The sequence below is a fragment of the Pseudarthrobacter enclensis genome, from assembly GCF_001457025.1.
GTDB lineage: Bacteria > Actinomycetota > Actinomycetes > Actinomycetales > Micrococcaceae > Arthrobacter > Arthrobacter enclensis.
The window spans coordinates 39,125-50,876 of record NZ_KQ758603.1; the positions used below are offsets into that span (position 1 = coordinate 39,125).

Consider the following 11,752-nt stretch of genomic DNA (forward strand, 5'->3'; position numbering starts at 1 on the left):
TGTGAATTTACTAGCCGTCGACGTACTCTCAGCGTTGCAGCCCCTCGTTGATACGCTCGCTAACACCGTACCGCCGCCCGATCCGGCGGTAAGTCCAGCTCCGTCCCCCACGAGTGTTTTGGTAGAGATAAAAACAGGCGAAAAATCGTGGATTGAACCAATACTCGCCTCACCTCTACTTGCCGCGTGTGGCGCCATCGGCGCGGCTTGGTTGGTATTCCGGGGGACAAGCAAACAAGTTGAAAAGCTCCACGACGGAAATACAGAAACGGCACGCAAAAACAAGGAAGACCAGTGGTGGTCGACTCTCAAGTGGGCCTATGAGCAGGCCAGCTCAGATTCCAATAAAACTTCGGACGTCTTCAAGGAGAGGGCTGTCCTTGGAATCTTTGAATCTCTTGCTACCCCTGGCATCTCTAACGAACAAGTGGCAGCGCTCGAAAACATCAAGAGTGTGTTCAAAGAGAGAGCCGATCCATCTACCGAAGCTAGCGTCGAGAACCTAGAACGCGCCATTGATGCGAGCAAATCCGGCACATCACCGATAGGGCCACGACTGACACAAACAGGTTCTACGTACCGCAGGCACGTGATGCGATCAGCTGGGATCGTGAGCCGGCGGCTGGGCCTCACCCAAGTATTCGCTCACCGGCAGGGCGCCCCACTTTTGTTTGAGACGGCCGCCGGAAAACTCATTGGTCTGCAGCCTCTATTCATGACCAACGATGAAGTCCAAGAGAACAACCCGAGACTTATCGTAAAAGAGATGTGCAGCCAAGCGATGAGTAGAGAGTTCACTGTCAAGACTGAACGGTCAGGCGGTGTGCAGGAGGTTCCAGGACGGAAACTAGACGCCTTTGCCGTAGTTACAAACGTTCAAAGGCACTGGCCGTGGCTCGACAAAACGGGAGTAGATGCGCCGTATATCTACTTCCCAGAACCTCCCGAAACCAACGCCGAGGAAAACCATGCGAGGATGGCGCGAGAGCGCGAACAACAAGCTAATGGCGGCTGGCCAGGGTTTATGGAGCAGAGAAATCAGCTACTCGAGGACGGGCTCGCAGAGTTAATTGGGCGGCTCAAGGACGATGGACGCGCAGAAAGCGACGCAAAGTAGACGCTACCTGGCTGGGCCCGCCTTGGCTTGTTCAGCGCCCACGGCTGCTCCTCATCGGGTCTTTCTGCTTTTGCAGCGCCTTTACCCATTTGGACCGCCCGACAATGCCAACGGAAGTGAAGACGAGAGGACCGCGAAGAAGCCCGAGCCTGTCTACGGTTCGCCCGAGGAATTCCTGCATGAGCAGTTGCTGCCCACGTATGTCCGAACCAAGAAACCACCTGACGGCTGGTTCCGCGACGCGCAGGCCTAGGAACTCGAGGTTCTAGTCTTTGCGCAGCAGTCCGGTGACCCCGGCCAACAGAAGCGCAGTGAGCAACCATGCGAATGCCGGGATGCCGGCAAAAACGGCCGGCATCCAGGTATTCCCTGTTACACGCCACGCCATGGCTTGGCCGGGCGCCGCTGCCGGGATAGCCGTGTCCACGGCGGACAATCCCGCGTTGAAACTTGGGTAAAGATCACAGGGCGTCAGTTCACCGCAGAAGCTGGGTTTCGGCCTCGGTCGCCAGAACTTCTCTAGCCGTTTTCGTCGATTCCCTTGTGCTCTCCAGCATTGCCGCTATTTCGTCTTGGGATGCTGGTTTGATGTCCAGGCAATTCGATTTTGAATGTTACCCATGCACTTGAACTGTAGGAGCACATCGTCCTGGGAGCTGCGAAGTTCAGAGCGCCCTTGACCTGATCTTCCTCGGCCACAACCTTTGCCATCCAGTATGCGGACTCGATCTTGGCTTGCAGCTCCCTTGCCTGTTGAAAAACGCGGCTTCGTCTGAAGGCGGAGGCTGTCTGTCATCATCTGTTCCGACCCAGCGAAGATTGTCACAGACGAACTCATGAAACTCTGTGAGGCTTTCCACAAACTCGCTGTACGCCGCCATGCGCGTATCGCGTATCTCGTCATCTCTGCCAGTCTGGTTGCGGAAATTCCGATCCAAACCGCAGCCACGACACCAATCAAAGAGAATACAGCCACTGCTATGGCTGCCATCGCAGTTATTCTTGCACTTCGTGCAGCGTCCGTGAGGGGATCAGATGAACTCGTGTTTGCCACAGGTCGATCTTTCTGGTCCAGCTCAATAACTGGCCCCAAGCGCCACAATACGATAATTAGGCATACGGGTCTGAGACGTGCGCTTATAGAATCTAATGTCACGAAGTGCGGTTGCTTCGGGCACGTCGGCCGTTAGGCATCCGCTGGTTTCACTTCTGGTGCCGGAACAGGATCATAAACCGCACGCCGCCTGGAGCAGCCAGCAACCCTTCGGGTGTCTTGACCTTGAGTGGCCAAGACACCTCAAGGGCTGCGACAGTCGAAATTGTCGCTTGAGTGCGCGCCTTGGATCAGATCGAGAGGGCGCCTGCCGTTTCTATAGAATAATCTTTTCGAAGGACCGGTACAGACTCGGAGCGTTCGTCAGGGAAGACCGGAACTGATACCGGGTGTGAGCCTTCCAGACGTTGTTCGCCAGCTTGGTATTCAGACCCGGGTCGAGGACAACCGCACCGCTTGAGACACCTGCCAGGAAACGCAGGAACGAAGTTCCCTCACCCACGTAGATCCTGGTTCCGAATGCGAATTGATCCGGATCGGTTCCTTGGGCGACACAAGGTACGAACACAGCCTTGGCATGTTTTGTCTGCCAGTGGGTCAGCAGCTTGGAGAATGACCAGCGCCCCAGATTATTCTCTCTTCCGGGATCGCGAAGGTAGAGATATCCGTCGTCAATGATTTTCTGCTGGACCGGATCAAAGCCGAAGAGCCCGAATTCCAAGCCTGTTCCTTCATGGAGAACTCCGGCCCTATGGATACCCGAGAGGTCATATCGGCTCCCGGACGGACTGAGCTTTCCGTATGTCTGGGCGAGCCAGGTTGTGTCGGCGGTCCTTGCCTCGCCGCTATCGGGATTCGGTGTCAGAAGAGTGATCCGGGAACTGAAATGAGCGTTGAGGTGGTTCACCCGATGTGCTTTGACCTCCCAGTCAAGATAATCAGGTGCAGCTCGACCATTAGCGGTGATACCAAGTTCGCTCTCCAGAGTCACGCCGTGACAATTGGGGCCCTTGCACACATCCCGGGATCCATCTGGTCTCAACCGGTACGACTCGATCCAGTTCTTGGCATGAATCAGTCGCAACTGATCAAAGAGGACGTCCCTGGAAGTTGCATCATCAGCACGCAGGCTAATCTCCGCCAGTTTCCCTCGACGTTGATTGAACTGCTGGAGATATGAAGCGGCTGGAGCGTGCCGGGAAACCACCGCCGCGAGAACTCGCCGGTCCCGCCCCGGCCCTAAAACCAGACAGCGACCCTTTTCTTGTCCCCTCGACTCTGGTGCCTCACTGTAAGCGAGCAACTCGGATGGACCGCCGGGGGAGCTGTCCAAAAACCCCGACAATCGGATCTCGGGGTACTGCGATAGTAGATCAGCTTCGTTTCAGGCGCCGGCGAAAGGCCATCCTCCGTTAGCAGACCCAAGGTAGCGAGGACCGTCAGATAGGCGCTCCCGCCTTCGGCTTCCCGGAAGAGGGCCTATGGCTGGAAACCGGGCCGGGGAAAAGATGACTCAGCGTGGTCATGTCGCTTCCCAGACCCGCAATCTGGTTCTTGCTGTTGTGATTAGGAGTCAGAAACTTCACCTGGATCAGGTTGACTCCTTGATTCCGAAATCTTTGTTCGAGACCTTCCCAAGTAACCCGGTCGTTCCAAAGATTCACCATCCACTCATTAAACCTTCAATCGACTGTGAAGTTGTGAGTTGAAGGGCCCGCGCAGGCCCGGGCATCTCGCCTATCTCTTTCGCCGCTTTTTGATAGCCCCTCTTGGGACCCTTCGTCATGCACCGTGGACTGTCAGCCCAGCTCCGATGACCCATTGTGCCGGCCGCCGCGGGGCGCCCGCTTGCATCCAGACTGTCGCACTCATGATGCGGTTCTGGCGGGTTGGGATGGTTGTCCAGATCGCTTGACCTCCCTATATTTCAGATATATAGTTACTGTATGTCCGGCATAAAGAGGGAATATGATGCCCATTGAGTCTAGGAATGAGCGGTTTCGACGCCTCGCGGAAACGCGGGGTGGGCGCCTGATTCGTGAGATAAGCCTTCTCGGGAACTTGGCCAACCGGAAGAACTACGACTACACACCCGAAGAAGTGGATGCGCTTTTTCGGCCGATCGAAGCGGAGCTGAGGGAAGTGCGTGCACTTTTCGATCCCGCGGCCCCCTCCACACGAAAGGTAACATTCGAATGACGACATCGAACTTTGGGTTCTACTTTGAAAGCGCTGGTCTTGGTGCCGCTCAAGGCGCCATATCACCAGCAGAACAATTCTTTGAGGGTTCCCTTGCGGAGGTCTCTCTGGTGCGGGAAACAGCTCAGAACTCTATCGACGCCCGCGCCGGTGAGGCACCGGTGACTATGGTTTTCGAGCTGGCCGAGATGGCCACCGCTGACGTCCCAGGCATGGCGGGCCTCCGCGCCCACATTGATCAGGTCGAGCTTCAGACAAGGGGATCACAGGGCCATGCAGCAATGTCGAAGGCACGCGCAACGGCTGGCATGGACTCGATTCCCGTACTGCGCATAAGCGACTATGGCACGAAGGGGTTGACGGGCTCTGAATCGAGGAACGAACTGAACTCACCCCTCAGCGCGTTGACCCGAGGGGCCGGTATCTCTGCCGACGATGGAACTCGTGGCGGTTCTTTCGGTATCGGATCAGCAGTAGGTCCTATGGCCTCTGACATGAGTACGGTGCTCTACACCTCGATGCCCTTGACCCGTTCGGAGGTTGTCCTTGCTGGGTATAGCTCTCTCGCTACACATCGCGACTCCAATGGCACCTGGCGGGTCGGTGATGGATTTCTTACAGACCTTGACCTCACGGACGACTTCCGTTATCCCCGTGACCCTGCACCTCTCGGTCCCTTCGCCCAGCGCACTGAACCCGGTACTGACACCTACATCCTCGGTTACAGGAAGGCGACGTTGGACCCCAGCCTGGGACACATCAAGACTGCCTTCCTCAGGAACTTCCTGCTCGCAATACACCGCGGCACTCTGGTCGTCGAAGGCGTCACGAATAGCAGTTCGTGGCGACTGGACTCGGCAACTCTCGCCGACCATGTGAAGGAAGACGCCGAGGCCACAGCGTTCTACCGGGCAATCAATGACCCGAATCCGATCACCAAGACCAGCGCGAGACTCGGGAAGCTCAGCCTTTACATCGACGTCGATGACAGTCTCCAAAAGACGCTTCACACGATCACAATGCGCGCTCCCTTGATGAAGATCGACACCTTCCGGCATACATCTATTCCGATGAAGTATGCGGCTGTGCTCGAGTGTTCCGACGAAATGGGCAATCAGGTGCTGCGGGCGCTCGAACCGCCGCAGCACAATACCTGGGATTCCGGCAGGGCGGATAACGGCAAGGCCGTCGTAGCTGAACTGAAGAGATTTGTTCTGGAAGGGCTCAAGAGCCGCGTGAAACAACAGATCGGTGATCAGGTCGAGATCAAGGGCTTGGCGAAGTACCTTCCCGTCGAACTCCCAGATAGTCCGGCTGGCCAGACGGGCGCAGGGAAGCCATTTGCAGGACCAGGAACATCAACAGAAGCCTCTACAGTCCAAGGCGCTGAAGAAGCACCAGTACCAGCACCTCCTGCTACCCGAAAGACCGTGCGGGTATCCGTCAGGACGCCCGCAACGAACACCGGGGAACAGTCCACAGACAAGGGCAAGGACAGCGGCGGGCCGGGAAGTAGGAAGGGCAAGGGCGGAAACATGGCCGGAGAAGGTCAGCCGGGTGAAGGAACCAGCCGTATCAGTTCAGGAGATGTCCGCTTCCGTAGCTGGTCAGATGCCTCCGCGGGGGATCTCTACCTAGCGCTAACCGCGTCAGAAGACATCACTGGCGATCTTCAACTAGTTGCCCTCGGTGCCGGGGGCCGGGCCGAGGACGACTACAAATTGCCTATCGCAGAAAGTGCGATCACGACGAACGGAGAGACAACGCCTCTTACTCATGAAGGCAACGTTCTTTCCGGTCTAAATCTCACCGCAAATGTGACATCACAGGTGCGCATCACTCTCACATCAGGCCACCGCTACCGACTGGGGATCAAATGAGCAACGCAACTATCCGGGGTTCCTACCCGCATCCCGTTCTGGATTCATCGGACGATGTGGCATCGACGATCGAAATCTTGCATCCAACCTACAGTTCCACCGTGGATGACGTTGAGATCCGATTTCAGGTGAGGATGACCGACCCCCAGATACTGCAACTGCTGGAGGAAGGCAGCGCCCGATACAGCGTCAAATGGAGCTGCAGCGCCACCATCGCAAGCGGAGATCTCGACCCACAAGTTGCAGGAATCTACGCCGACAGCACCGGGTACGTCGGGTGGATCGACCAACTTGATATACGCAACAAGGTGAAGATCGAGGTGAAAATCGTCGCCGCCCGAGCCATCAATGGTTACCGTCTGGAGCGGCAACACCCGGATTACGGTGGTTCCAGTTTCAATCTCCTTCCCGGGGATCTCCTCGCCGACGGAGGTGACTTTGAGATTGAGCCCGGCAAGCTTTACGACCCCCTTCGACCTCCTGTCGGATCCTGCTTCAGATTCATCTCAGACAACACGATGAAGAAGGGCCTGCAACTTCGATTCGACTATGACGACCAGGTGCTCGTGATCTTTCCTGAACGTGTGCTTGCAGCATTCGGCTTGCTGAAGGAACGCCCCGAACTGCAGATCGGATTGGTGGTCCTGCCCGCTCTCATGGAGACCATCAGCTTCATCAAGAGGAATAGGGAAGCTGACCCGACAGGGCAGAACGAAGAGTTGTCCGGCAAGCAGTGGTACGACGCAATTACCCGACTCGTGGAGGAAACGTCGTCGTTTGACGCGTCCGCCTTTGAATCAGCGCAGAAAATCCTTGGCCAGCCACTGGATCTGGCGCTAACGACCAACCTGACCGAAACAGAAGCGGAGGACTTCGATGCCTAGTAATACGGCGAATGCACTGACATTTGAAGCACTGGTATCACTCACACGTGCCCTTGAAACTGCAAACTCCCCGGCGGATTTTCTAGCCGCAGCGGACAACATCACCGGGCAGACTGAAAACATCTTGCCTCTGCCTTTCGAAACAGGCGAACCCGAGACGCTCGCCCCCGGCGCCAAGCGTCAGATGAGCCGCGACAGTGGCAATGCGCCCCTGGTGTACGAGTTCTTGGGTTCCCTTGACCGATCCAACGCGTCTGACCGCAGGCTATGGACCTATCTTGCCTTCGTGACCTACCGGGATTACATGGAGAAGAGGTGGCCTCTTGCAGAGGCCAAAAACTGGAAGGGACGAGTTCGGGACCGCTGGCTGCTACTCAACGTCAGCCGAGGGACACTCATCCGTCACGGGATAGCCCGGCTGTGGTGGGTAAGTTCGCTGACCTACGATCCTCAGTGCGAATACAGCCTCTCGAAGACATCAGGCGACCCTTTCGCCTATACGAAAGAGGTCTTCCGCAACGAGGACCGCCTGAATGCCCTATTCGACAGGGAAGCTGGGACGATCCCGGGTCTGGTTCGGGCCGTACTCGAGCACGCGGCGCAGGGAGACGCCTACAGCAAGGACAAGTACCTTGGGGCAATCATGATGGAGGCAAGGCTGGTGTATGGATACAGGGACCTTAGCGCACTTGCTGCTGAGGAATTTCAGGAACTCGTCACGCAGGCCGTACCACTCAGCGTTCCCGCATAATTCGGATGGAATTCACACTGGCAGAGTTGCGCGCCGCCGGCTTCAGGGGCTTCGTCCCGTTCTCGGCTCTAGAGCGACATAGGTCAGAGTTGTCGTCGCCGGGCGTTTACGTTGTGATCCGTCCTGAGCCTTCCGCGCTCGTACTCAGAGACAGCAGTACCGGCTTCTGGTATCGAGGGAAGAACCCTGCCTATCCGCTTACCAAGCTCAGACATAAGTGGGAGCTGCCAACTCCTATGCTCTACATCGGTAAGGCTGGCGCCATCAACGGAGGAACGACCCTTTGGGAGAGGTTGGATTTGTATCGTCGCTACGGAGCAGGCGAGAACACCACTCACCGCGGAGGGCGGGCAATTTGGCAAATCGAAGACGCTGCTAATCAGCTCCTAGTCGGATGGTCCAAGACACCAGGGCTCAATCCTGAATGCGTTGAGGAGCGATTGTTAGAGCTGTTCGACGTTACGTTCGACATGCTCCCCATGGCCAATCAAAGACGTGGAACGAAATGCAAACACCAGCCAAGGTGCGATTGGAATGGCGGATGAGGATTTGCCAGTCAGCTTAGTCAGAGTGAAGCTACCCCGTTGGGCCGGCTCCCCTTGTTTGCGGCAGATGTGGGCAGCGGCCTAGAAATCACGGACCAGATGGTGAAACATCTCCACGAGTGGGAAGGCGACGACTGCGAACTCAATGAGTAATACATCAATTACTCATTGAGTTCGCAGTCGCTAACTGCCTAGGCCACTCTGTAACGGGGCGGAATCGAGGGGTTTGCCCGGGCATCAGCGGATGCGACTGAACCTTCGAACCGAACGCTGGCCGGTCGGTCCCTAGAGTAGAGCCGACTGCCAAGTCCCCTGCCCGTCACGTTCTTTAGCAATGGCAACAAGCTCGTCAACACGCATCAGCCACCCCTGTTGCTCGGGTTTGCAAGGGGCGTGCAGGGATCGCGGAATTACGAGCTGAATCTTGTGGTCCTTCATCTCATCGGTCTGGGCGGGACTGATAGGGCTCTCCAGCGTTAGCAGATGCTTCTCCTCGATGCGTTTTGCTTCGCTGAGTACTTGCCGCCACCGGTCCTTACATGTCGTCTTGACTCCAAGCATGGTCAGGAGGTCTAGCGGCGGGAAACTGGGGTCTTGGTATTCGTTGATGCCTGGGAAAACGGGTTTAGCATCGCAGCACCGAACAACCACCGCGTCATGATTGACAGCGCGGCACGAACGAGGCCGCTATCTTTGAACCTCCGCCGATTCGCCCGAAAGGCTTAACGATGACTGACTGGAAGACCACTCCGTCCACGTACAGCGACCGCCTTGAGGAGTTGGCCCAGACGCTATCGGCGTGCCGCGATGCCTTCCACGAGACGGCCAACGAGTTTAGGTGGGAACCGGCAGCAGGATCGGGGGCTGCTCAAGCGGCGACGTCCCTCTCATCGCCTGATCCGGCAATCGACAAGCCGGCTGGCGAAACTGGCCACTGCCTCATCACAGAGGCTATCCAGATTTTTTTCTTCAACAGCGCGGCGCATTTGGGTAGTTGGGCTGCTCTTCTGAGGGCTGCCGAGGTGGTTGCGACTCCGCCATTGCTTCTGCGCGCAGTAATCGAGAATTGCGCACACGCCGTGTGGGTTACGGGCGACGACGACACGGAGGCTCCGGAAGACCGTCTTGCTCGTGCCTACCTCGAGGAGTTGAAGAGCGCCGAGCAAGCCAAGATGAACGCAGGCCGTCTTCGTGGCAAGAGCGGCCCCACTTACACGCGCACCGCGAACGCCTACAAAAAGGTCAAGGCGGAGATTGCCGCCCGCTTCCCTGACTCGACTCCCGAGGAGCTGGGCAACTGGAGGCTTCACGGTCAAAAGCTGCCAAGCCTTGAAGATTCCGTCCAGTGGATGTACGACCTCACCGCCCGCTTCGGTGGCACTATCGATGCGACTATGGCCTCGGGCCTATATGGGCTGCTGTCGAACCTCACCCACCCGACTCTCTACACGGTGAGAGATATGCGCGTCTGGACTAAGGACGAAAAGACAGGCGACGACGTCGCGAACGTTCGCGTCACTATCGAGTCGGTTGAGAAGGACGTTCGTACAGCGCTAGCGGCCTTCTACAACGCTATGACCTACGTGACCGCTTACTACGGTTGGCCAGAGACGGCACTGAGGACTCTTGAGAGCAAGATCGAAGCGGTGATCCCAGACTTCTTCAATGCCGCCCTCGAAGTCGAGTAACAACCGGGGCGTCGTGATCAGTTGTTGAGGTCGAAGTCGCGGTCGAGGCATTCCGGGCTGGAGAGCACCCGCCAGGCGGAGGTCACGCGGGCGCTGGGGAGGGTCGCGGCCATCGGCAAACAAGTTGCGGTGGCTCTGCTAAGACCTTCAGATGTCGTCGCCGTCATCCGTGCTGGGTAAATCGGCCGCTTGAATCCAAGTGCTACAACTTGAGGAGCCAGCTCGTACATGGTGATTCGGGCGGGGTGGAGCTGACCGAAATAAATCTTGTCGCGGCGCACCTTGAGGTCTTCGTTGGAGACTTGCTGTCTGCCCCAATACTTAACGACGTGCCCGATTAGCAAGCAGACGGCAATATCGATGGATCGGCGGAATATCAGATGAGGGATCCCTGTAACCGACCCCCTCGGTCGCGTTCCTTGGCCATGGCAACGAACTCATCTACGCTCATCAGCCACTCTCGCTGACCCGGCTTGTACGGCTCATGCAGAGACCGAGGGATGACAAGTTGGACTCTGTGAACTTGCATCTCTTCGGTCTGGGCTGGGCTGATGGGGCTCTCCAAGGTGAGGAGATGCTTGTACTCGATGCGTTTTGCCTCGCTGAGGACTTGGCGCCATCGGTCTTTGCATGTCGTTTTGACTCCGAGCATGGTCAGATCGAGGGCCGGAAAGCCCGGGTCCCGGTATTCATCAATGCCGGGGAAGATAAAGTCTGGGCGTGCTCTGTTCTCAGTGACCGGGTTGAACGTGTGGCGGACATCCAGAGCGTCGAAGAGTGCGATGAGTTGGTTTTCCAGACCCTTCCCTGCACGGCTTTTGCGCCGATTATGCAAGGAGAGAGAAACTTCGATGAACCTGTCTACGTCCACGTGCCCGTCACTGTAGAGGGCATCCAGTGTGTCGGTGGCGAGGTGACGTTCCAAAGTCCTGAAGAGTATTTCCTCCTGCTCCATCCATGCCATCAGGACCTTGTCAGGATCGTCCGCCGGGTGGAGGTCTGGGAGAGTGGAGCGGGCAAAGGCGCCAAATTCCGCCGAAGTGGGAAACCGCGGCCCGAACTTGTCCAAGATCCGAGGTAGCCAGTCGTTATTCGCGGGTTCGATGGCAATGCCGAGCATGTCAAGGAGGTACATGGCGGTGAGGCCGAGACTGTCGTGTCCGGCTTCCAGCCCGGAGCGGACGGAGAAGCCGCGGTGCTGCAGGACGTCGGTGCCGAACAGCCAGTCCAGCTGCGCGGCAATGCTGGATTCGGACGGGGCCACGATGAACAGGGCATCCCCGTTCCGTTGCTTGGCGATGAAGACCACGTCCCCGGGCTTTGCCCTTTTCATCGCTTCTACCGATGCCGGGTAGTACAGGCGGTATTCGGAGCGCTTTGGGATGTTGATGCGGGCATCGTAGAAAGTCAGGGTTCCGTCTTCGGCCACCGGCTCATCAGAGTCATCGGATACCAGCAGGAAGCGGGTCGGGATTTTGAGCCTTTCCGCCGGGCGGCCGAATAGGCCTTGGAGGGCTTTAACGCCGTCGAGTTCGTGCTGGTTTGAACTCCTCCCGACCGTTTCCACGGTACTGAGGATTTTGGCAGCTACGCCGTCGAAATGATCGGCCAAGTCACCGAAATCCATATACTTC

The 11,752-nt window shown here is 57.3% G+C and carries 8 protein-coding genes; 5 read left to right on the plus strand and 3 right to left on the minus strand.

Annotated features, from left to right (window positions below; genetic code table 11):
- Position 1 precedes the first annotated feature (1 nt).
- A complete protein-coding gene (locus AS031_RS19830; RefSeq protein ID WP_141688832.1) occupies positions 2-1,117 on the plus strand; it encodes a hypothetical protein in 1,116 nt (371 codons plus the stop codon).
- 1,370 nt (positions 1,118-2,487) lie between these two features.
- Here the strand turns inward: AS031_RS19830 and AS031_RS19525 are convergent.
- On the minus strand, positions 2,488-3,378 hold the full coding sequence (locus AS031_RS19525) for an MvaI/BcnI family restriction endonuclease (RefSeq protein ID WP_158505831.1): 891 nt from the start codon (positions 3,376-3,378) through the stop codon (positions 2,488-2,490).
- 988 nt (positions 3,379-4,366) lie between these two features.
- On the opposite strand from AS031_RS19525, the gene AS031_RS12655 reads away from it, so the two are divergent.
- From AS031_RS12655 to AS031_RS12665, 3 genes are read left to right on the plus strand one after another with little or no spacing between them, the layout of a single operon-like run.
- On the plus strand, positions 4,367-6,250 hold the full coding sequence (locus AS031_RS12655) for a hypothetical protein (RefSeq protein WP_058268528.1): 1,884 nt from the start codon (positions 4,367-4,369) through the stop codon (positions 6,248-6,250).
- Entirely contained in the window at positions 6,247-7,134 is an 888-nt protein-coding gene (locus tag AS031_RS12660; RefSeq protein ID WP_141688833.1) for a hypothetical protein, read from the plus strand. The genes AS031_RS12655 and AS031_RS12660 overlap by 4 nt, the downstream gene beginning before the upstream one ends.
- On the plus strand, positions 7,127-7,885 hold the full coding sequence (locus AS031_RS12665; RefSeq protein ID WP_141688834.1) for a DUF6339 family protein: 759 nt from the start codon (positions 7,127-7,129) through the stop codon (positions 7,883-7,885). Before AS031_RS12660 ends, AS031_RS12665 begins: the two co-directional genes overlap by 8 nt.
- A gap of 830 nt (positions 7,886-8,715) precedes the next feature.
- On the opposite strand, the gene AS031_RS20325 is transcribed toward AS031_RS12665, so the two are convergent.
- Positions 8,716-9,081, minus strand: a complete 366-nt coding sequence (locus tag AS031_RS20325; RefSeq protein ID WP_058268531.1) for a type II restriction endonuclease — start codon at positions 9,079-9,081, stop codon at positions 8,716-8,718.
- A 77-nt stretch (positions 9,082-9,158) separates the two neighbouring features.
- Here AS031_RS20325 and AS031_RS12675 point away from each other — a divergent pair, with 77 nt between their 5' ends.
- Positions 9,159-10,118, plus strand: coding sequence for a hypothetical protein (locus tag AS031_RS12675; RefSeq protein ID WP_058268532.1), 960 nt, complete (start codon positions 9,159-9,161; stop codon positions 10,116-10,118).
- 376 nt (positions 10,119-10,494) lie between these two features.
- Here AS031_RS12675 and AS031_RS12680 read toward each other — a convergent pair whose 3' ends face one another.
- A complete protein-coding gene (locus AS031_RS12680; RefSeq protein ID WP_074446978.1) occupies positions 10,495-11,745 on the minus strand; it encodes a type II restriction endonuclease in 1,251 nt (416 codons plus the stop codon).
- Positions 11,746-11,752 lie beyond the last annotated feature (7 nt).